The sequence below is a fragment of the Methanolobus sp. genome (assembly GCF_016278365.1).
In the GTDB taxonomy this organism is placed as follows: Archaea; Halobacteriota; Methanosarcinia; order Methanosarcinales; family Methanosarcinaceae; genus Methanolobus.
Genome location: NZ_JADQBZ010000018.1, coordinates 1 through 23,872 on the forward strand (window position 1 = coordinate 1; position 23,872 = coordinate 23,872).

The 23,872-nt window shown below is 41.7% G+C and carries 15 protein-coding genes; 9 read left to right on the plus strand and 6 right to left on the minus strand.

Annotation, left to right across the window (positions count from 1 at the left end):
* Positions 1-233: 233 nt before the first annotated feature.
* From QZZ22_RS13675 to QZZ22_RS13710, 8 genes are all read left to right on the plus strand, one after another.
* Entirely contained in the window at positions 234-3,131 is a 2,898-nt protein-coding gene (locus tag QZZ22_RS13675; RefSeq protein WP_292465911.1) for a hypothetical protein, read from the plus strand.
* Positions 3,128-3,361, plus strand: a complete 234-nt coding sequence (locus QZZ22_RS13680) for a hypothetical protein (protein WP_292465913.1) — start codon at positions 3,128-3,130, stop codon at positions 3,359-3,361. Before QZZ22_RS13675 ends, QZZ22_RS13680 begins: the two co-directional genes overlap by 4 nt.
* A complete protein-coding gene (locus tag QZZ22_RS13685; RefSeq protein WP_292465915.1) occupies positions 3,358-3,543 on the plus strand; it encodes a hypothetical protein in 186 nt (61 codons plus the stop codon). The genes QZZ22_RS13680 and QZZ22_RS13685 overlap by 4 nt, the downstream gene beginning before the upstream one ends.
* A 139-nt stretch (positions 3,544-3,682) precedes the next feature.
* Positions 3,683-4,021, plus strand: coding sequence for a hypothetical protein (locus QZZ22_RS13690; protein ID WP_292465916.1), 339 nt, complete (start codon positions 3,683-3,685; stop codon positions 4,019-4,021).
* Positions 3,994-4,428: a hypothetical protein gene (locus QZZ22_RS13695; protein ID WP_292465918.1), complete on the plus strand. Its 435-nt coding sequence runs from the start codon at positions 3,994-3,996 to the stop codon at positions 4,426-4,428. Before QZZ22_RS13690 ends, QZZ22_RS13695 begins: the two co-directional genes overlap by 28 nt.
* Positions 4,429-4,502: 74 nt before the next feature.
* Entirely contained in the window at positions 4,503-4,625 is a 123-nt protein-coding gene (locus QZZ22_RS13700) for a hypothetical protein (protein WP_292465920.1), read from the plus strand.
* Positions 4,626-5,108: 483 nt separating this feature from the next.
* Positions 5,109-8,270 carry a PKD domain-containing protein gene (locus tag QZZ22_RS13705; RefSeq protein WP_292465922.1) on the plus strand — a complete coding sequence of 1,054 codons (3,162 nt, stop codon included), beginning with the start codon at positions 5,109-5,111 and terminating at the stop codon, positions 8,268-8,270.
* Between the two features lie 333 nt (positions 8,271-8,603).
* Positions 8,604-9,191: a PEF-CTERM sorting domain-containing protein gene (locus QZZ22_RS13710; RefSeq protein ID WP_292465924.1), complete on the plus strand. Its 588-nt coding sequence runs from the start codon at positions 8,604-8,606 to the stop codon at positions 9,189-9,191.
* A gap of 302 nt (positions 9,192-9,493) precedes the next feature.
* Here QZZ22_RS13710 and QZZ22_RS13715 read toward each other — a convergent pair whose 3' ends face one another.
* Together QZZ22_RS13715 and QZZ22_RS13720 are read right to left on the minus strand one after the other, a co-directional pair.
* Positions 9,494-10,687 (minus strand): PGF-pre-PGF domain-containing protein, encoded by a 1,194-nt coding sequence (locus tag QZZ22_RS13715; RefSeq protein WP_292465926.1) that lies wholly within the window; start codon positions 10,685-10,687, stop codon positions 9,494-9,496.
* Between the two features lie 415 nt (positions 10,688-11,102).
* Positions 11,103-13,658: a NosD domain-containing protein gene (locus tag QZZ22_RS13720; protein ID WP_292465928.1), complete on the minus strand. Its 2,556-nt coding sequence runs from the start codon at positions 13,656-13,658 to the stop codon at positions 11,103-11,105.
* An 800-nt stretch (positions 13,659-14,458) separates the two neighbouring features.
* On the opposite strand from QZZ22_RS13720, the gene QZZ22_RS13725 reads away from it, so the two are divergent.
* On the plus strand, positions 14,459-17,326 hold the full coding sequence (locus tag QZZ22_RS13725; protein ID WP_292465930.1) for a PAS domain S-box protein: 2,868 nt from the start codon (positions 14,459-14,461) through the stop codon (positions 17,324-17,326).
* A 166-nt stretch (positions 17,327-17,492) separates the two neighbouring features.
* On the opposite strand, the gene QZZ22_RS13730 is transcribed toward QZZ22_RS13725, so the two are convergent.
* The 4 genes from QZZ22_RS13730 to QZZ22_RS13745 form a co-directional block, all read right to left on the minus strand.
* Entirely contained in the window at positions 17,493-17,789 is a 297-nt protein-coding gene (locus QZZ22_RS13730; protein WP_292465932.1) for a hypothetical protein, read from the minus strand.
* A complete protein-coding gene (locus QZZ22_RS13735; protein WP_292465933.1) occupies positions 17,776-20,379 on the minus strand; it encodes a NosD domain-containing protein in 2,604 nt (867 codons plus the stop codon). Before QZZ22_RS13735 ends, QZZ22_RS13730 begins: the two co-directional genes overlap by 14 nt.
* A 100-nt stretch (positions 20,380-20,479) precedes the next feature.
* Positions 20,480-23,113: a NosD domain-containing protein gene (locus tag QZZ22_RS13740; RefSeq protein WP_292465935.1), complete on the minus strand. Its 2,634-nt coding sequence runs from the start codon at positions 23,111-23,113 to the stop codon at positions 20,480-20,482.
* Positions 23,114-23,380: 267 nt separating this feature from the next.
* The gene (locus QZZ22_RS13745; protein WP_292465937.1) at positions 23,381-23,710 is read right to left on the minus strand and encodes a DUF2769 domain-containing protein; all 330 of its coding nucleotides are present in this window, start codon (positions 23,708-23,710) and stop codon (positions 23,381-23,383) included.
* Positions 23,711-23,872 lie beyond the last annotated feature (162 nt).

Sequence of the window (23,872 nt, forward strand, 5' to 3'; positions counted from 1 at the left end):
GACCATTTGGTGACAAGAGCCAGTTTTGCGCAAAAGAGATCTGGAAGACCGAGATCGTGGACCGCAAGCCAGCATACACCAATATCCGCATCAGTGCTTTCAGGAGCAGATCAGTAGGTCACCGGACAAAGATTGCGGATATGAGTATCAGCAGCAGTGGTGTGGTGGTGCGGGCATGACACGACCCAGGCGGTGATGCAAATAGAACGCAAAAGATTGCGAGGGGGTAGAACGTGATGTCAAGTACCACCCCGGCATCACCGTTCCAGACCCCTCTTGTCGTTCCTCGCACAAATCAGGACAGACGCATCGCAACAGCATACAATCTACTGAACGCATATCTGGAAGGATTGTACATAGTCCATAAGACCACCCGTGCCGGATGTACAACAGCGCTGGTAGCCGAGTCCTTGAACCGGGAGGAACGTTTTCTAGTCGTCGTCCCGACTAATAAGATTGCCGATAAGACCGTTATAGAGGATTCCGTCAAGTATTCTGACAGGAACACATCCAATGTTATTCGGATACCCTCTAATCATGCCTGCCTGAAGAACCAGGAGCTGTGTGAGAAGTATCCTGACCTTCACAAGCTACCGATCCTGCCCCTTGCAGACAGTTGTCCGGAGTGTGAGAACTACTACTCTTGTCCTGTCACTCGTATACTCCATGAGCACAGGAGCTGTGACGGAATTGCACTCACGTATCAGAAACTTGTGGCACTGATGATGGCCTCCAGCAGCAGGCCAAACACCACGGCTGAGCAGGTGCTGGTGAACATATCCCGCATCCATAATGCTGTTTTTGATGAGGTTCACGAGATACAGTACGGCAGGTCCACAGGCATAGCCATCTACAACGATGTTCGCAAGGATACGAAGTGGTTGGACACAAGCCGGTATATCCCACTCATGGAACACTTCGATCATATTCGCAAGGTGGTCGTTGCCTTTGGGATGATGATGGGCGAGGCGGACGTTCAGAATGCTGTGATGCAGACGTACAATAATGCTGCAGATGACAACTATTACCGGCACAAGCTGAGCAAGACCCTCAAGAACTGCTATTGCGACGTGGGCGAGGACAGTGCAAAGTTCATTATGGCAGTGTATAGCGATATCATCAAGCTTACCATTGCCAGGAAAGAATACAAGCTGTCCATGCTCGATGTGCTTGACCTGTACAGGATAATGAACATTGTCATGAGCGAGCAGGTCGTGATACACGGCACCCGTGACCGGGGAGCTATCAAGATATGGATGGTCGCAGTGGACCGGATGTTCACCAGCATGCTTAGCTCCTTTATCATGAGCATTCAGAACAAAGCTCGACGTACACTGCTCACATCAGCTACCATCTGCAGCCATGATTATGACCAGTACTTCATGGACAGGACCTGCCCGCACGACATTACCTTCGGGATGGGTGGGGATCCCATGGACACCAACTCGAAAATGCTCATCCTGGCGGATTCAAAGCGGTACCATGTTACTGGTGGAAGGTCACGATATAACAAGAAGCACGAGATCCTGCAGAGGATAACCACCTTACTGGATCTGTACGGGGATGACGACTGCACAATAATCACACTGAGCATAGCGGAGGCTATGGAGATGGAGAAAGAACTGGAAGCATTCGGTCATCCACACCATGTGACCTACTACAAGGCACCTGAAATGATGGGCATATCATCTGATGCCCGGGTGATGATAGCCGTAGGTTTGGCCGATAAACCGAGCAACGCATTCGATGCGATATGCGAAACAAAGGAGAAGTCACTGGTATTGCGGGAGGAAGCGGTCCATTGTGATACGTGGCAGGCATGGTCCAGGGCCAAGGACCCAGCCGGTGTGGTTCCAAGCCTTGTGTTTGCATTGGGTTGTACCCTGGAGCAGTGTGAGAGTATTGTTACATGGGGATTTGGTAGGAAAGTGGAGATAAAAAACAACGGTAATGGGAAAAAGCGGGAGGTGAAGGTTGTGCTTGACAGGAGTGTGATAACATTTCCTCATATTATAAAATGTTCAAATTTCGAACATATGCTGGAAGCGGCGGAAACACACAAACCATTTAAAAAATTTCTAGTAAAGTTAAAAGAGAAAAGAACAATTGAACAAAAACCGCTTATATATTCTATTATAAGCGGTTTGCTGACAAAAGTTCGGTATGTTTTACAATGTTCGAAATTTGAGCTCATCAAATCCCATCTGATAAACAGGTTCGATGCATTTGCAGAACAGAATGTTAATGGGACCAAGTATTTCCGAGTATCAATTCCAATAACCGACAGGCTCATTGAGAACCATATTGCAGGCAAGATAACCATCGGTGCTTATTCCACAAGCAGGGACGGAACTTGTAAGTGGATATGCTTCGATGTTGATGCCCACAGAAAGCCAGAAGACAGTGAAGAAGATGTTATTGAGAAGGAGTTGAAGGCAGAACATGATCTGAAGAAGCTCACTTCCTTTCTAGATAATGTTGGATTGAAGTGCCTGGTTGAGTCTTCCGGTTCTCCTCATTCATATCATGTGTGGATGCTTATCGAGGAAGTCGCAGTCGAGAAAGCTTACTACTTCGCCAATGCAATTGCTAAGGAAGCGGGTTTTGATGGTGAGGTGAACCCAAAACAGAGGACATGGAACAAGGACAACCAGTATGGTAACCTTGTGAAGCTGCCTTTTGCATTGCACAGAAAACACAGGGTATTTTCGCATATCCACGGATGGGAAGGTGAAACCATGGACATTGCTGTCTATGATATTTCGAATATCGAGATCCCAAAGGCAAGAACGAACAGAAGCAGGTCCTTGAGACCAGTTAATGTAAAAATTAAAGGAGTAAGGCCATGCATCCTGGCTGCTCTTGAAAAAGATCTGTCCGGTGACCAAGGCAATAAGATGCGAGTGGCTATTGTTCGGGAATTCTACAGTTTTGGCATGGCAGATAAGGAACAGCTCATCGATCTGTTCAGGGGCCAAAACGATTTCGATCATGGAAAAACAGAGTATCACGTCACCAAGATCATTGAAAGAGATTTCAATGTCTGGCCCATGGAGACCTTGCTTGAAAGATGTCCTAGGTACCTGAACTGCGAGAACTGTGATAGGTTCGACTGCAGGGGGGCACAATGACCTTCAATCCAGTATCTCTTCTCTGCATCAACTGCAATGAGGGGACTTCCATTACAAGGCCGGTTGATGAGGTTACCTGCTACAAATGTGGAGAGAAGGTAAGGCTATCCATGATATCTGTGGTAGAAACAGAGGATAGCTGGTTGGAAAGGACCACATGCCAGAGGAAGTCGAACGCAAACCAAAAAGATGGATATTTTCGAACATTCAAAAAAGAGGGAATGAGATGACCACCAAAAAAGTAATTCTGCAAACGATTAGAAAACACTGCCTTGAATGTGTATGCGGTTCGCCGATGGAAGTTGAGCTGTGTACATCTGAGAATTGTGAACTATATCCTTACAGGTTTGGGAAGGACCCACAGCCAAACCTTCGCAGATCAAAGATTATGGCTGGCAATAACACAGATTAATTTTCCAATAACTCAACGCCTGTGCATAAGAAAATCTCTCTAGAATCAACGAACGCGGCAAGGGTGGTACTTGAGTATGGATAAGCATTTTTTGAGGTGTTTTTGGCTAGAATTTTGGCAGTTTTAACAAGAGGATATTATGGGAATACAACAAATCAACATTCCGGAACTGAGACCTTTCGTGGACAACCCGAAGAACCATCCCGGAAACCAGATTAGTATGCCAAAGCAGTGCATCTGGACCAATCCTATCTTTATCATATCCGATAAGATGGTATTAGCAGGTCCTGCAAGGCTTCCGGCTGCCCCTGAGCCGGGCCTGTTTGGTGGTTTTAGCACAACAGTGATTGAGTTACATCAACTTGATACTCGCTATGTCGATGTCATAGTTCAAATATATGTCAATCTGACCAGCAACCGCGAACTGAAACGAAATTGGGAGACATACACATGGGAAGAAAGAAAGGCAGCACAATAATGGCCGAAGTGTCCGAGCCGCTCATCAAGCTTCTCAAATCCGGTGTCCCTGTTATCCATGCATGTGATGCTGTAGGGATAACTTCTGTCACCTACTACGACTGGATGAGGCGCGGGGAACAAGAAACAACAGGGCAGTATCATGATTTCTACCTTCAGATAAAACAGGCCAGGGCAGAGGCCATTGCCAGGAATGTTGCCATTATCCAGAAAGCAGCACCTCATACCTGGCAGGCTGCAGCATGGTGGCTTGAGCGCACATGTCCTGCTGAGTTCGGTAAGCGGGGAGTTGAGATCAATATGACCCAGAACAATGTCGAGATCAATACAGATGAAACAAGAGAGAGGATCACTAGCAGAATCAATAGCATCGCTGCCAAGATCAGAGCGCCAGAAGATCCTGAGTGATATCGGCGATGAAGTGCTCCAAGAGTTGGAATACGACTGGAAGTTCTGGGCCAGGAGATGATCGGGGATGCTAGGTGTCGAAGGTTGTTAATCTCCTGTGCATTGTTGGCGTGGACCCTGCGGTCAGATATTTCTTGGGACCACCCATCCACGCACCACCGACTAAATGGGTACAGGAGATCATTGCAGCCTACTAAAAAAACACTCTGCAGACAGGGTCATCGGGGAAATGAACAACTGTGGGATATGCTCTGCAGACAATCGATCCGAATGTATTCTACAAATCAGTAAGGGACAGCCTGCAAAATTGCAAGCATCAGGCTACATCCGTCTTGAACCATCACTCAAGTGAACACTCCATCTGCTTCACCGGCTGTTCAACTTAATTATGCTTTTAATTTTTCATTATCATGAAATACTTAAAACTAATAATAGTAAAAGAGTGGTTTAGATCAGAAGAGATGACATTCTTTTCGTTAAGGAGTGGAAACTGTCAAACTTGAGCTATTATATAATTATCAGCCTCTTCTCTTAATATTATTTACTGTTATAAATAAATCGAATACTTTATATATTATTAATCGTTTTTGCTAACTGCATAATTTTTGTGCGTATATTCCTGTTATTGGCTTACTTATGTGGTAGTCAACTGGAATAATATTTAAAAACGAGGTGCTTATTTGAATAAAAGTAAAAGAATACGTAACATCATTATTTTACCGATCATCGCAGTCTGCTTCCTTCTGTTCTTATCCCAGCCTGCGCTTGCTGCCACCTATTATGTTTCTCCCTCCGGGAATGATGCCAACAACGGCCTTTCAACATCTGCAGCCTGGGAAAATCCCGGTTATGCTGCTTCAAAGGCTGTAGCAGGGGATACGATCTATCTTATGAACGGCATATGGTATGACCAGCATCTGGTCTTTAATAAACAGGGGACGTCTACAGCTCCTATAAACGTAAAAGCCTACAGCGGAACGCCAACGCTGGATGGTGTCGATAAGACCGGTATTGGTATTAAGATATATTCCAGCAGCTGGATCAACATCGAAGGTATAAAGGTAAGAGATTACCAATATGGTTACTGGGCAAGCTCATCCAATAACCTTAAAATAACAAAGTGTGAGTTTTCGGATACTTCTCTTGATGGGATTACACTCTGGAACGACGTGGACTATATGGCCATTGATTCGGTTACTGTTAAGAACACGGGTAGTCATGGGATACACGTATGGAACCAGAATCATCCGGGAAGGTCACAATATATAACGGTGAAGAATTCTGCCATTTCCAATGCTCCTCACAACCTGCTGGATATACACACAAATGTAACCGATGTCCTGGTTGAGAACAATGAGTTCTTTTATACACTTGACTATACCGGAGTCAAGGATGTTGGCGTATATTTACACAACGGCAATACAGATAACATTGTAATAAAAAATAATTACTTCCACGATTTCGGAAGGTCACTTGAAATATATAACTCTCATAATGTACAGGTGCTCGATAACACTTTCAGGAATATCAATGGAAGAGCTATTTTCCTTGCAGGTATCCAGGGCTATGATGATGAATTCGGTGTATTCGAATCTGTTTTCAAGGGCAACACCTTCGATAATGTTAACTATGCATTCGCCTTTTGGGCGGCTGACAGCAAATTCCGGAATCTTGATTTGCTTGACAACAATTATCTTAAAGTATTGAATAAAGACTACCTTGTCCCGGATCAATATTATGTCGCGTTGTCTGGTAATTCCGGTTTCCCTCAGATACTTACAAGCACAAATAAATATTATACTGTGAAAGATATTGCCGCTTCTCCGTATATTACCTCTCCTATTACAGACAAGCCACCTATTGCTAATGCCGGTGCTGATATCACCATCACAGCCGGGTCTTCTGTCACTTTCAATGGCGGAGCATCCACTGACGACAAGGGTATTTCCTCCTATTCATGGGACTTTGACGCCTCCAACGGCATCCAGAAAGATGCAACAGGCAAGACCGTCTCCCGTGTGTTCAATACTGCCGGGAAGTTCACTGTGACCTTAACAGTAACTGATACATTTGGTCAGAGGTCTTCAGACACTCTTATACTCACTGTAAGTGCCCCTGTAACTCCTATTTCTGATAAAGCACCTGTTGCTAATGCCGGTTATGATCGTGTCACTACGGTTGGGAAAAAGGTCTACTTTGGCGGGGATCGTTCTACAGACGATAGGGACCTGGTATCTTATTCCTGGGACTTTGATGCCTCCAACGGCATACAGGCTGACGCTGTGGGTATGTATGTTTCCACTACGTTCAGTACGGCGAAAACCTATACTGTTACACTGACGGTCACTGACACAATCGGTCAGAAGTCCTCTGACACCGTTCTTGTCGCCGTATCTGCTCCTGCAACTTCCATTCCTGATAAGATTCCGGTTGCTAATGCTGGTGCTGATATCACCATCACAGCTGGCTCCTCCGCCACTTTCAATGGAGGAGCGTCCACCGACGACAAGGGTATTTCCTCCTACTCCTGGGACTTTGATGCTTCCAACGGTATCCAGAACGATGCTACCACCAAGACCGTCTCCCGGGTGTTCAATACTGCCGGGAAGTTCATTGTAACACTAACAGTTACTGACACGAGTGGGCAAAGATCCTCTGATACCCTCATCCTCACGGTAAATGCCATTGACAAGTCTCCGGTTGCCAAAGCAGGCCCTGATATCACCATCGCAGCCGGGTCTTCTGTCACTTTCAATGGCGGAGCATCTACTGACGATAAAGGCATCTCTTCCTACTCCTGGGACTTTGATTCATCCAATGGTATCCAGAGTGATGCTACCGGTAAGACTGTTTCCCGAGTGTTCAATACTGCCGGGAAGTTCACTGTGACCTTAACAGTAACCGATACATTTGGTCAGAGGTCTTCAGACACCCTTATACTCACTGTAAGTGCCCCTGTAACTCCTATTTCTGATAAAGCACCTGTTGCTAATGCCGGTTATGATCGTGTCACTACGGTTGGGAAAAAGGTCTACTTTGGCGGGGATCGTTCTACAGACGATAGGGACCTGGTATCTTATTCCTGGGACTTTGATGCCTCCAACGGCATACAGGCTGACGCTGTGGGTATGTATGTTTCCACTACGTTCAGTACGGCGAAAACCTATACTGTTACACTGACGGTCACTGACACAATCGGTCAGAAGTCCTCTGACACCGTTCTTGTCGCCGTATCTGCTCCTGCAACTTCCATTCCTGATAAGATTCCGGTTGCTAATGCAGGCCCTGATATCACCATCACTGCTGGCTCCTCTGTCACTTTCAATGGCGGGGCATCCACCGATGATAAAGGCATCTCTTCCTATTCCTGGGACTTTGATTCATCCAATGATATCCTGGATGACGTTACTGGCAAGACTGTTTCCAAAGTGTTCAGTAAAGCTGGAAAGTTCACTGTGACCCTGACAGTTACTGATATTATCGGGCAGAGATCATCCGATACCCTGATTGTCACAGTAAATGCTCCTGTAGTCTCTACCCCTGATGAAAAGCCGATCGCTAATGCTGGTTATGATCGTGTCACTACGGTAGGACAAAAGGTCTATTTTGGCGGGGATCGTTCCACAGATGATAGAGGTCTAGTATCATATTCATGGGACTTTGACTCCTCCAACGGCATGCAGGCTGACGCCTTGGGCATGTATGTTTCCACTACGTTCGATGCGGCGAAAACCTATACTGTTACTCTGACGGTCACTGATACTGGTGGACAGAAGTCCTCTGACACCGTTACAGTTCAGGTGAATCCCGTTAATAATGACGGTCCCAGGAGTACCGCTTAAGTAAGCAGTAAAAAGAATACGGAACAAATACAACCACCGGCCGTCGCAGCGGACGGTGGCACTTTTTTGTACTATAGATGAGCTATACAATAGGCTCTTTAAGTATAATTTAATAAACGATGCTATTATATTCAGCAATTAGTGTTCATTTTATCAGACAACCTCTTCTATGGAAATCCGAAAACAGCTGACCTTAATTACTGATGTGGGATACTAATCTTTCATCATTATCATGATACGCATCATTTAAAATTAATGGAATAAGTATATATGCCTATTTATCGTACTTGATTTACCTATTAGGTAATAGCGCATTAAGTATGGTGGTAAGATATGAACACAAAACTATTTGTTATGCTGCTTGCAGCACTTCTCGTCACAATAGGCACAGCAAGTGCAGTTGGAGAGACTTTTGAAGATGACCAGTTCACATGGGTAAAGGCCGATTTCGATACAATGGTGTCAACATACGAAGATGGAGATGACATTGTATGGGTAATCGAGATGGACGGGATCGATGGCCACTGGAGCACCGGTGCAAAAGTTATCCTTTGCGATGATGAAGGTATTGTCCAGGTTGGATGGGATACTGTCAACGGAAAGGTTGTACCTGATGAAAACCACATGTCTGTCAGTGGATCTGCAAACCAGGACAGTTATGAAATAAGGGTCAGTAAGGAATATCTCGGTGGTCCTTGTGCATCTTTCTGCTGGGCAGTGTTCACAGAAGCTTCCTGGCCAGGAAATTCCAACTCTCCACAGAACTATTTCCCTGCAGACTGGGTAAAGTGGACCTCAACCAATATGTACGAGGATGTTGTCCCAGGACAATGCCAGGAGATCCCTGAGTTCCCGACCATAGCACTTCCAATCGCAGCCATCCTTGGACTGGCATTTATTATCCAGAGAAGGAAAGACTGATCTGAAACCTTAGAGGATTATTGATCCTCATCATCTTTTTTTTGTTTGGTCCAAACTTATCTGTTGGGAAAACGATAAGTATGATCTGATATCCGGTACATTCTTTTATTCAATTTGTGTGAACTACCACTCAAGTGACTACTCCTTCCACTTCACAGGCTGTCCAACAACTCCAATCCCCGAGTAAAAAGTAAAAAAAGAAGGCATGTAGAGCTTTTAAATCTTAAGCGAAGAAACTTGCAGGATGGCCTGAAAATGTTCATGAAAAAAGAAGTTGAAAAGGACAGATGACTGCCCTTTCCTTAAAGTCTGGACCTTCTGCTTACAATGAAAGCAAGAGATACAAAGACCAGTCCCATCAATCCGGTGAATCCGGGTGTGCTCTTTCCTTCTTCAGTTACAGGTTCTTCCGGTGTTTCATCAGCCAAGTCATATGATACCGGTTGAACTGCCTTTACTTCATCACCCGCGACACTAAAGATGGAGAATCCCGGAGTTTCTGCGACGAAGTACAGGAACTCATCATCTTCATTCTCGTTTTGTGTCGGCAGGTCATTCCACTGGCCGTCATGATACCGCGTCATACGTATGGTGGACACATCGATGTTGTTCTCTCTTATCCACTCCCGGCTTACCTTGAAACGGATAAGGATGTTGTCAGCGTTGTGGCTTGAGATAGTCCCCTGGCTTCCAACATCAATGCTCATCAGCTGGTCGAAGTTACCCGATGGAGTGGAAATGCCTTCCGGTGTACTGGAAAGTACCTGCACTTTCATGACCACAAGTCCCTCGTTGTCCTTTGCGTCAAAGCTTACAGCGAATACAGGACTCCCTGTGCCGGAGAGATCGTACTCAACGCTGGTGCCTCCAATGATGTGCTTTACGGAGGTGTGAGTTGATTTGACTATTTCAGGCGGCTGACCCGGGCTTACGGATGCACGGGTGCCTGAACCGGAACTGCCTGAACTGCTCAAGGCAACAGTGATGTAACCGGTCTGCGTGCTTAAATTATAGCCGCCCACGTTTGACACATTCAGGCTGACTGCATAGTTGCCTGCACTTGTGTAAGTATGAGTTGGGTTCTGAGCCGAAGAGGTTGCACCATCACCGAAATCCCATGCCCATGCAGTTGGACTGTTCGTGGAAAGGTCGGTGAAAGTGACCGCGAACGGTGCTGTCCCTGAAGTTGCGGAAGCTGTGAAGTTCGCAACAGGAGCATAGATTGCTGTGATATAACCATTTTTTGTTTGTATATCAGTCCCTTCGAAATTTGTTGCATAAAGGGTTACATTATACGTGCCAGCTGAAATATAGGTATGCGTGGGATGCTGCTCATTTGAAGTGCCGCCATCACCGAAGTTCCATGCCCAGTGTGTGGGACTATAGGTGGACTGATCAGTGAAAGAGACAGTAAGAGGTACTGTGCCTGAAGTCACATTTGCCGTGAATGCGGCCACCGGCGGATAACTTCCTATGGCTGATGCGCAGGACGACAAAAGAAATATACTGATCAGAATAGTAAAAATACAAAGAACAGAACTTCTCTGAATATTATATTTCCCACTACTCTGAGACCACCTGTTCCGTTTACCGGGAAGGCCATAGAAACTAGAGCTCATTTTGCATCGATTCTTAATAAAAGAAGTACTTTTTAACAATTTGTAAATATGCACAGATTTACCCTCTTTTGATTCAATCATTTCCTTTTGCCACCTACTGGCATATATCTGAGTAATATAGTAATATATAATATAATATATAAAGAGATATAAAAATACACCGGTGTTAAATACTGGTTTAATCTTGCGGCAAAGGGATGCCTTGAAAACAAAATGGCAGGGAATACTTTGTCTTTTAAAAGGTCTTTCCGAGAAATTGAAGTAGGATAATTCAAAAAAAGATGTAGAGAGCTTAAAGCTCTCCATGTTTCTTCCTATTCATTAAAATAGCAGCTCCTATCCCCAGGACAAGTACGAGGCCAACCACCCAGAAAAGAATGCCTGATCCTTCTTCCGTCTCAACAGGGGTTCCTTCTTCCTGGACAACATGAACATCGGTATCCTTCCCTTGAGTCTCAGCTGCTATCAATGGTGTCTCTTCACCATCTGCTCCAAACAGTGCATAGAGTGAGAAGTGGCTGATCATTGCAGTTGCTCTGCCGTTTTCCCAGTCAACTGTTGTCTCAAGGGATATCCATCCATCTTCAGATGTGTAGGTATAGATAACTGGAGCTCTTCCTTCAAAGTCTTCGGGATTGAAGTCCATCGTTATCATGACATCCTGGCTGAATGTAGTGCCTGACGGACCGAACCTGAAGTAGAGACCGGACTCAATAACCTCTCTTGGAGTATCTGAAGGCAGGGTAGATGGAGTAGTTACTATGATACTGTTCACAGGGTTGCCTAATGGATCAAGGGCCTTTGTTCCCGTGAACAGTGTCAGGGTGGTGGTTGAATCCGAGGATTTAACAACAGTATCTTTGCTCAGTCCTCCATCACTTCCCCGGGGCAGATCGGTTATAGTTCCCTGGCTTCTTTCCCTTGCGATAACTGAGCTGCCGGTTCTTTCTGAATCCTTGAAAAGTGCCAATGTAACTATACGTGGAGCAGGTGCGAGTACTGTTCCACCACCAATGGTAATTTCAGGTGCATCGATGCTTGCAGATACATAGTTGTGCTGGGTATTGAGTGTAGAGCCCGGAACCTTAACCCATCCGTTGCCACTGAGATTATACAGGGCCACTGAAGATTCTCCGGCAGTGCTCATTCCCGAATCATCATATGAGAATTTGATGTCCATACCCATAGGAACATACATGGGCATACTTGCTATACCATAATTCAAATAGGCAATGTCCACATAACCATTTACATTCGTTTTTCCTGACGGAGATGCAGGAGCTGAGTATCTTTCGCTTAGGTGTATATCATAAAAGTTTCCAGCAAAAGAAATCCCGGCAAGACCACCGGTAACCACCAGTTTATTGACAGTTATGTTTTCCGTTTCCCTGACCCGTAATGCATAATCACTGCCGGTTGCATGGTTTTCGGATAACGTTGTGTTGTAACAAAACAAAACTTCTATGCCATATGAAACAGGGTCACTTACCATAATGGACGCGTAGTTATCCAGAAGAACAAAATCCTGTAAAGCATCGCGTTTTGAATTTCTTTCAATTCCGTATGTAGTCAACCAGAAGTTCTCGACGGGTTCACTATCCATGGTTTGAATTGCATTTATAGAGTACTCACTGTTGCTATCGTCAGCAGTATTCCCGATAAGCAGATTATCACGAGAGTCACTGATTCTAATGCCTGCACGAGCATTTCTATTTGCAGTGTTGCTACTTAGGGTGTTATTGTTTGAGTCATAAAGACCAAGGCCAATATAATTTTCATTAGCCGTATTACCGGACAGAATAATACCAGTTGAGTCATAGGCACCTATTCCCTGATAGCCATTTCCACTGACGGTATTGCTGCTCATAGTAATGTTATTTGAAGAACAGAGCTGAACTCCTGTGTCATCATTGTTATTTATTGTATTGCTGATCAAACGATTGTTATCGGAGTTATGATTGTGAATTCCGTAGTAACTATCATTGACTGTTATGCTGGTGACAGTATTGAAGTTAGAATTAAGTAGTAAAATGCCGTCATCACAAAATGATATGTCTACATTCTCGATTTTTGAATTGCTAGTATTTATAAATGCTATGCCCTCTAGAGCATGGGATACTGTAATATCCTTAACAGTAATGTTGCTGGAATTTACAGCGTACACCTGCCCGGCATCGGAAGGCACTTCTATATTTGCTTCATTGACTAGATAATATAATGTTTTTCCATCAACTTGATTGCTGGAATCAATATTATGTAAATAATACTCCAGATTGTCCGGGTCCGAGGACAAAATACCAAAATTATAGTAGGCGGATGACATTGTATTATTACTGAGGGTACAATTTATGGAATCTATCAGAATAATAGAAACGGAATTAGAACTAAATGAGTTATTGTTCAAAGTCATGTTATTTGAATCCAAGATGACAATACCACTCGTGTATTGAGATAGTTCATTGTTTATTATAGTGCAGTTAGAAACAGAGTGTGCTAAAACGCTAATCACTGAGCTTGTACCACTTTTAATATGGAATCCGTCAATAGTTACATTGTTGGCAGCTATAATAAATACCGATGTGTCAGAGTCAGGTTGAATTATTGTGCTGGCAGAACCATTCTCAGAGCGAATCGTAATTGGTTTCTGGATGCTAATATTTTCAGTGTAAATCCCATCTCCGACAATAATAACATCATAATAACTTGCACTATTATATGCTTCAGTAATAGTCGAGTATGTTTCACTTTCACCGACTCGGATTTCGGCACCGGACGCCGTATTGATGTATAAAGCCAGTACAAACAATAGTACTAAGTATCTAAATATTATATTTCTGTCTATTTTCATAAAAACACCTATATGATTGGGAATAGGTTTTATATGCAATTTATTAATATAAAAAACGTTGTATGTAAGTAAAATGCTTTTCTGCCATCACTGAAAGCAGAAGGATGGTATATTATTTCTTAAGAAAAGACTCCTTATTTGGAGCAAAGATTTCGACTGTTACTTCAGAATCTACAGTATCATGATCATCGATCGTAAACAGAGAAGTTAGTGCTCCAGCAAAAGCGAATGGGAAGGCTACAAAGAAAACACGACAGTATAACACAAGCTCTGTAAAATTACAAGTTTCTTGATATTTTAGAGTTAAAAATTCAATACTAAAAATAAATTTTCTCTAATACTTATAATAACTTGACTTGCAATTTATAGCAAACTCGCTACACTGCCCTCTGCCTCCACAAATGAATGTATTAGAAGAGCATTATCTTGTTTCTCACTCTAAGGACACTTATGAGTTAACAATGATTGGGCTCTGTAGAAAACCTATTTCCTGCTGAAAATGATTTGTTGCTTTTAAAAGACTAGACCCTCAAAGTATTGTCTACAACAGAAAACACAAAGTGGATGATTAGTTTTTTTTGGCAGCAGGTTAATACTTTAGGGTTTGTTTTGGCCAGCTCTTCTTCACTTATTCAAAAAGATGTTGTAGAATTACAGTATTAAGATTTTGTATCCATTTGTTTTTATATGACTATGATAATTATATATTATCCCATATACCAGTGTGCCTGCTATAATTTTTGGTCACAATTACTCTCGTACTTTTTAATTTATAGATTCTTTTTGATAGAAGGTGTAGTATGAATACTGAAGTCTTAATAGCTCTCGTAAATAATGTGGCTCTACTATTAGTTATTGCTTTCCTTTACGAGGTTCTTTTTTTTAAATGTGAAATGAACACACACTTTAAAAATATCATTGCAGGTTTTTTCATTGGTATGGTAGGCATCGCCTTGATGCTAAATCCATGGGAACTTTCCCCGGGAGTATTCTACGACACACGTTCTATTTTGCTTAGTATCGTCGCCCTCTTCTTTGGTTTTATTCCTGCAGTCCTTGGAGCACTTTTAGTGGTTTCTCATCGTCTCTATCAAGGAGGTATTGGAGCAACTGCAGGTGTCGCTGTAACAATATCTTCTGTAATATTAGGACTGCTATGGAGACAGCATTCTGAAAAACAGGATAAGTTATTTAGTATGTTCGAGCTGTACGCTTTTGGTATTCTGGTTCACGTAGTCATGCTTATCTGTATGTTACTACTCCCATGGCCATATGCCTTCGAGGTTTTAGGACATATAAGTTTACCAGTAATGTTGATCTATCCTATTGGAACTGTGCTACTGGGAGCCCTTCTAAAAAACCAGTCATTCTGTATAAAAACGCAGGATGCTTTGAAGGGAAACGAGTTGATGCTTCGAAGTTTCATAAACAGTGTCCCTATAGGAATGTTCCGTCTGAGTTCCGACAGAAAAGTGCTTCATACAAACCCAGAAATGGCATACATTTTAGGTCTGCAAACACCTGAAGAAGCCTCGAGTTACTTCCAGGAGATGGGGGAGCGGATATATGTCGATCCCAAACGCCGTGAAGAGTTGATAAAGATCCTTAAAACTCAAGGCCATGTTGAGAATTTTGAATATGAGTTTTTACGTGCAGACGGCAATCGCAGATGGCTTTTAATGAATGTGAAAAAGAACAGTGACCCAAAAACAGATTCATTCGTAATTAACGGTTTCGTCCTTGACATCACTGATCGTAAAAAAGCAGAAGAAATGCTGAAGCAAACTGAACGAAAATACCGAGATGCATACGGCCTTTTGCATGGAGTTATGGAAAGTCCAAAAGATATTGTCATATTTGCTCTTGACAGAGAATATCGTTATCTAGCCTTCAACGAAAATCATCGTATAACAATGGAGCAGATATGGGGGGCCAAGATCGAGGTTGGGATTAGCATGCTCACTTACATCAAGGACCCTGCAGACCGAGAAAAAGCAAAAGTCAACTTTGACAGGGTGCTTGCAGGTGAAGCCTTCACAATTGTCGAAGAATATGGGGACTCATCGCTTAATAGGTTTTATTATTCTAATACTTATAGCCCCTTAAAAGATGCTGAAGGGGACATAATTGGCATTACTCTTATCCTAGAGGATATCACATCGCGTAAACATGCAGAAACGGAACTGGAAAGAAGCCGTGAACAATTCAGGTTGGCGGTGGATGGTTCACATGATGGCATATGGGATTGGGATGTGCATAATAACAATCTGTATTTGTCTTCCCGATGTAAAGAGATGATTGGTTATGAGGATCATGAGCTTCAAAACGTGTATTCAATAATTGAAAATTACATTCATCCTGACGATAAACAAAGGGTAATAAATGATCTGGAAGAATATCTTGAATTAGAAGCACCAGAGTTCAACATAGAATTCCGCTTAAAACACAGAAATGGAAACTACATTTGGGTCCAGGCGAGAGGTAAAGCCCTAAGAGATGAAGAAGGTTTGGCTTATAGGATGGCAGGTTCTCTTACAGACATTACTGAACGCAAAAAAACTGAGATAAAAATTGCTGAAGAAGCTGTCAGAAGACGTGTTCTTATAGAACAATCCAGTGACGGCATCGTTATCCTCGACAAGGATGGAAAAGTTTTCGAAGCAAATCCGAAATATGCTGAGATGCTTGGTTATTCGCTGGAAGAGGTACTTTCTTTGCATGTATGGGACTGGGACGCACAGTTTACACATGATGAATTGGAGAATCTGCGCCGTAAGGTTGGTGAGATGGGCGATCATTTAGAGACTATACATCGTCGCAAGGACGGTACTCTCTTTGATGTTGAAATTAGTTCAAACGCAGCCATGTTCGGAGACCAGAAACTGATATTCTGTGTATGCAGAGATATCACCGAACGCAAACGAGCAGAAAAAGAACTGCTGCATGCTAAACTTGAGGCCGAATCTGCCAATAGGGCAAAGTCACAGTTCATTGCAAACATGAGCCATGAATTAAGGACTCCACTTACTGCCGTAATTGGCTTTTCAGATATTCTTAGCATGAATGTTCATGACAAGCTAACTGAAAAAGAAATGGGATATATTGATCATATAAATAAAAGTGGAGAGCATTTACTTGAGATCATAAATTCTATTCTCGACCTGTCAAAAATAGAAGCAGAACAAAGAGAACTTGAACGCGAGATATTTTATGTAAAGGAAGTAATCGACAACATTGTTACTATGATGACTCCTATAATAGAAAGAAAAAATATCAGCATTATAGTTGATGATAAAATCCAGTCAGACAAAATTATTGCTGACAAGCTGAAGTTCAAACAGATTATGTACAACCTGCTCGGTAATGCCATTAAGTTCACGCCAGATAATGGTAAAGTTTCTGTTACTGCAATAAAGAATGATAATAAGATACAGATATCTGTCTCAGATACAGGGATTGGAATACCAGACGAAAAGCTGAATGATATATTTATTCCATTCATGCAGGTAGATGAATCGAACAAAAGGGCGTACGGTGGGACAGGATTAGGACTTCCCCTTGCCAAACAATTTGTTGAAATGCACAACGGAAATATCTGGGTGACGAGCGAAGAAGGGAAGGGGAGCACGTTTACTTTCACAATTGCAGATCAAGACATTATTTGCTGACAAAAACGTTATAGAGAAGGTTTTGAGGATTTCGACTTTCTAATAGTACAAACAACGGGTCCAGTAACCATTGTTGAAAAGGAGAGGGGGAGCTTATTGCTCCCCTTATCCTTCTGCTTCTTCATTACCACATATCCTATACCTATCACGACAATGATACTGAGTATCAGTAGACAAATCCGAAATTGTCTTTATCCTCAGCAGGTATCTCCTCTTTAACAGATGCATGAGACGTTACAAGAACTGGAGCGTCCTTCGGTGGTATAGAAATGCTGCCCTCTACAACTTCAAAAATAGAAAATCCTGTTGTCTCAGAATGAGGTAAATGTGTTCGTCTTCTTCTCTGCAAAGAGATGCTTTGAAAACGAAAAGGCAGGGAATACTTTTGTCTTTTAAAAGGTCCTTCCGAGAAATTGAAGTAGGATAATTCAAAAAAAGATGTAGAGAGCTTAAAGCTCTCCATGTTTCTTCCTATTCATTAAAATAGCAGCTCCTATCCCCAGGACAAGTACGAGGCCAACCACCCAGAAAAGAATGCCTGATCCTTCTTCCGTCTCAACAGGGGTTCCTTCTTCCTGGACAACATGAACATCGGTATCCTTCCCTTGAGTCTCAGCTGCTATCACTGGTGCCTCTTCACCATCTGTTCCAAACAGTGCGTAGAGTGAGAAGTGGCTGATCATTGCAGTTGCTCTGCCATTCTCCCAGTCTACTGTTGTCTCAAGGGCTATCCAGCCATCTTCAGATGTGTAGGTATAGATAACTGGAGCTCTTCCCTCAAAGTCTTCAGGATCGAATTCCATCGTTATCATGACATCCTGGCTGAATGTAGTGCCTGATGGACCGAACCTGAAGTAGAGACCGGACTCAACTACTTCTGCAGGGGTATCTGAAGGCAGGGAAGATGGTGTTGTGACAATTATCCTGTTTACCGGGTTTCCTGAAGCATCTACTGCTTTTGTTCCTTTGTAAAGAGTAAGCGTGGTAGCTGCATTGGATGACTTTACAACAGTATCACCTGTTATTTCCCCATCGCCACCTACCGGCAGATCAGTGGATCTACCCTGGCTTATTTCCCTTGCAATGACAGAACTACCAGAAGGTTCCGGATCTTTGAACAGTGCCAGGGTAAATGGTGTATATTCTACCTCTGCATTTATTTCCACAGAATGAGGAATTATGTACTGCTGAGTAATGGTTGTTGTAACATAGTTCCCATTTGTATTCAATGAAGCATCTGGAAGCACTGTCCACTCCGTATTAATTAATTCATACAAGCCAATCGAAGATTCTCCGCCTCTGCTCATGCCTGAATCATCATAATGTATCTTGAAGGTAAAATTGTCTTCTACTAGAGGAACACTGGCTAAATATAGGGGAAGCCGAGTGACATCGATATATCCATTTACATTTACTTTCCCGGAAAGATCTTTGGAGTGCGTAACGTTTTCACCAATTGCGATAATATTTGCATCTGCTGCAAAGGATACTTTTGCAGACCTGTCGGTGAATTTAAGTTTGTCAATTGTAGTATTTTCAGATCTCTCGATAGCTATTCCGTAGAAGTTACCTATTGTTGTATCTGTGACCGATGAACTGTTTGGACAACGGTAAAGGTAGATTCCGCATGAAATGCCTTCTCTTGATTCTTTGTTAATAGAGATGCTATCAATGTTTACAGATTTGCGCTCTATTGATCCACCAATATTATTGTTGGCGATGTTGTTGAGTAAAGTCGTATTTGGGGAGTAGTCCATATAAATACCGAAAGCACCATTTTCGTTTGCAGTATTACTGATCAAGATGCTATTATATGTGTCCTCTCCATAGATTCCATAGTGGGCGTTATTGTTTACGGTGTTACCGATCATTCGACTATCATCTGAATAATCAAAATCAATTCCAATTCTCTGGTTATCACAAACAACGTTGTTGATTAGTGAGTTGCCATGTGAATCATCCAATTTGATTCCATCTTCATTGCTATTAACGGTGTTATCACTCACAGTGTTGTTATTGGAATAAGCAAATTCGATGCCATTATCAGCGTTATTATAAATACTATTGCCGTTTAGCACATTGCTATGTGAATTAAAGAAATCAATTCCAATATAGCCTTCAGAGGCGACAATATTTTCTATTGTAGAATTATTTGTATATGCAAAGACGATACCGTAATATTCTTTTGAAATGGTAAGGTCTTTAACAGTTATGTTTGTAGAATTAATCACGCAAACTTGCCCTGCATCCGATGGTACCTGTTCATCTGAACGGTTTATCCAGCAATAAATTGGTTTCCCATCGACTAGATTTGTTTCACTGATCGCGTGAATGTACTGTCCAAGGTCGTTTCCAATAAGCCTGAAATTATAAAGGTTCAAGGACATTGTATTATTGTCCATGATGGTGTTTTCTGAATACTGGATCGAAACCCCAATATCAGAATTATTACCCACTGTATTGTTGATTAAGCTATTAGCATTTGATAAATATATATAAATTCCACTATCCTGATTGTTATTAACAATGTTGTTTCTCAAAGTATTATTGTTTGAGCTAACAATAGAAATGCCACTATTGCTGTTTTCAGTGACCAGGTTGTTGCTAATGGTATTGTTATTCGAAGAGGAAAGAAAAATACCGTAATTATTGTCAACTATAATGTTATTTGAAATGTTGCAGTTTAAGACATTATTTAGGTAAACACCGGCGTTGTTAGAGAAAGTTGAACCCGTGATATTAAAACCAGAGACCGTCACGTTGTTGACAGTAATATTGAATATATGGTCGCTTGATGTAGATGCCTGGACAGTTGCATTAGTAGCTCCTCTCTCAGAAATGATGGTAACTTCCTTGTCAACATCTATGTTTTCTACATACGTCCCATCTGTTACGACGATTGTGTCGCCATTTGTTGCATTAGCAAGTGCAGCACTGATAGTACTGTTTCCAAACCCTTCACCTACATAAATTTCATTTGCAGATGCCGTTCCAGCACACAATAAAAAGGCGAAAAACAGTGCTAAATATGTATATGATATATTTGAATTCATTTTAATCACTTATTTTTAATAATAATTATATCTTTAATCTGCTTTAATATAAAAACTAAACTGTTAAAGGTAAAATCTAAAAAGAAAAAGTAAAAGGGCTTTACAGCCCTTCATTACCTTTTTGTTTGTTTACATATACAATTCCTAGACCAAGGATTATTGCAATACCAATTATCCATGGAAGGAATCCAAATCCGTTCTCATCTTCAGATTCTTTAACAGAAGTTTCTTCTTCAACTGGAGTAAATTCAGTAGATTCTGAAGCCGGCTCGAGTAAGATTTCCTTTTCAGGTTCACCGTCTGTTCCAAACAGTGCATAGAGTGAGAAGTGGCTGATCATTGCAGTTGCTCTGCCGTTCTCCCAGTCTACGGTTGTCTCAAGGGCTATCCATCCATCTTCAGATGTGTAGGTATAGATAACTGGAGCTCTTCCCTCAAAGTCTTCAGGATCGAATTCCATCGTTATCATGACATCCTGGCTGAATGTAGTGCCTGATGGACCGAACCTGAAGTAGAGACCGGACTCAACTACTTCTGCAGGGGTATCTGAAGGCAGGGAAGATGGTGTTGTGACAATTATCCTGTTTACCGGGTTTCCTGAAGCATCTACTGCTTTTGTTCCTTTGTAAAGAGTAAGCGTGGTAGCTGCATTGGATGACTTTACAACAGTATCACCTGTTATTTCCCCATCGCCACCTACCGGCAGATCAGTGGATCTACCCTGGCTTATTTCCCTTGCAATGACAGAACTACCAGAACGACTGGTAGAAGGTTCCGGGTCTTTGAAGAGAGCTAATGTTGCCTCGTAAGACGCTATTCCATTTATTGAAAAACCATCTTCAGTATAGCTCAGTGTTCCAAAAACATAGTTGTCAACTGCATTAAGAGTAGCATTTGGGATCTTTATCCATTCAGTACCGTTTAGCTTGTAGAGTCCTATTGAAGATTCACCTGCTCTGCTCATTCCAGAATCGTCATACAAGAACTTTAGGTCCATGTTTGTGGTAACTATATTGATCTCAGCATCTAGTGGCTGATCACTAATGTTAAATGAGCCAGTAGAATAGAATAAGTCAATATAACCATTGACATTTGTCTTTCCTTGTAGTGACACAGAATTTGAATCAGTGCCTTTCAAGTAAAGATAAAACCCATCAGTTGTGAAAGACATCTCTGCTTGGTCCTCGATCAGCATCAGTTTGTTCACTTCTACATTTTCAGAATTGACAGTAGCAAAATCGTACTCATTGAAGAGAACCTGGTTCCCTGTCAGGACATTATTTGGACTGGAATCTAAAAAGATACCAGAGCCATGTAGTAATCCTATATTTATAGCATTAATTGAAGCGCTGTTTATGTTGATACCATCCACAACCGGGTTCCTTTTACTGACAACGTGCTTGGTCTGCAGAGCGTTCTCAAAGAGTTCAATATCCATAGATACGGTTTCGGAGAAGAGATCGCTGAAGGAATTCTCATTGTCAGTATCGTCTTCAAAAGATGCTGTGTTCATACCTGTATCCATTGAGAAGAAAAAGCTATCAGATGCGCCATTCACAAGATTATCTGCCAAGGTATTGTTGGTTGATCCCAGTAGATAAAGGCCACTTAAATAGTTTTCACTTGCATCATTTCCTCTTAAGGTATTGTTGTCTGAGTTCCATAGAAGAATGCCTGATTCTACATTGCCGATTGCAATGTTGTTGATCAAACTGTTATTATTTGAGCCACCAAGGAAAATACCTGAACATTGCTCTTGCTCTGAAGACAGACATGTATAAGTGGCTATGTTATCGGTCAAGGTATTGTTGTGCGATTCTACAAAATAAATACCATCATATAAGCAAAGCCCGACGGCATTGTCATTCAAAGTGTTGTTATTGGAGCCTATGAGAGTGAGACCATAACTACTTAGGATCACCGTAACATTCTCAATTCTTGAATTATCTGTATCTATAAATGCAACACCATCATAAGTACCGATCAACTCAAGGTCCTTGACAGTTATATTGGTGGAATTGATGACATATACCTGTCCTGCATCAGAGGGTATTTCGGCGTCTGAGGCATTTATCCAGTAATAGAGCTTTTTAGTATTAATGGTGTTACTGATAGTGTTATTGATGGTGTTATTGTCGATGGTATGAATGAAATGTTCTAATTCGAAACCATCAACACCAAAACCCAGAGAGGAATGCATTGTGTTATTGACCATAGTATTGTTCGTTGAGCAGTCAAAGAATATACTCTGGAAATTAGAGGAAAATATGTTGTTTTCTATTAGAGTGTTATTTGATTCAAATGTGTATAATCCTTCGTCGAATTCATATATCTCATTGTTTGAAATATTAGTATTTGAAACGGAATTCAAGTAGATCCCATCATTTTCGAGATAATCATCACCTATAATGGAAAAACCATTAATAGTTACATTATTGGCAGTTATGTTGATCAGAGTATCACTGGATGAATTAGATATTATGCTTGTATATTGTGATCCATTCTCAGAAATAATTGTTACTTCCATATCAATGATCAGATCATCTTCTGTGTAATTTCCATCGGTCACAAGGATAGTAGCGCCGTCAGTCGCATTCGCAAGTGCAGCACTGATAGTAGTATTTCCTGTTTCGCTTCCAACTGTGATAGTTACTGCTGATGCCATTCCTATGATAGAGACAAAAAGCATTAACAATGCAGCGTATTTAATCAAGCATGATTTTTTAGTTGTCATGATCGCACCGGGGATTGTAGTGTATTAATCATAGAATATAATATTCGATATTATAAAAATGCAATTGTAGCAGTTAGAAATTGGTAAATAGGTTTATGAGACCCATGTCATCCTAAAAGACGACATGCATCGCTTCCTTTTCAGTAAAGGATGAAAACTGCCAAACTTGGGGTCCAATTAAATTAACAGATAATTCCTGCTTATTCTATTAACAATCTAAATATTGCAGAAAAAAAGAAAGAAAAAAGAAATAATCTTTGATCAACACTACTCTTTTGCCTGGCCATTCTGACAGAAATACATGGATGGCGTTGAGTTTTTGAGATCATACTCTTTCCAAACATCACAGGTATTGCAAATGCATTTTTCGTCAGGCTTTAGATCAGAACATCTTGCCTTTCCTGTGGAACAATACACTCCTGGAACCTCTTTAGGATCTGGGACATCATCTCCAGACATATTGGCCATTATCTTTTTTGATCTTTCAAGCTTATCCTGTGCACATTTGCTATCCGCCTGAACAGGGCATTCCGAGCACATGCATCTTTCAATGTTTCCTTTGATATAAGGTACTTTTAAGCTTCCATCATTGTCCATTTAAAAACTCCCCCCAATGTTAATGTAATTTCCACAAATCCCAGATACGAACCAGTTGAAAGTGAAGCTGGTATAATATTCGAGATTATTTGTGAAACACCCACAAATAAAGGTGAGATCTTAGGTATATAACTATTACGTGTGTCTTAGTAGGAAATAGTT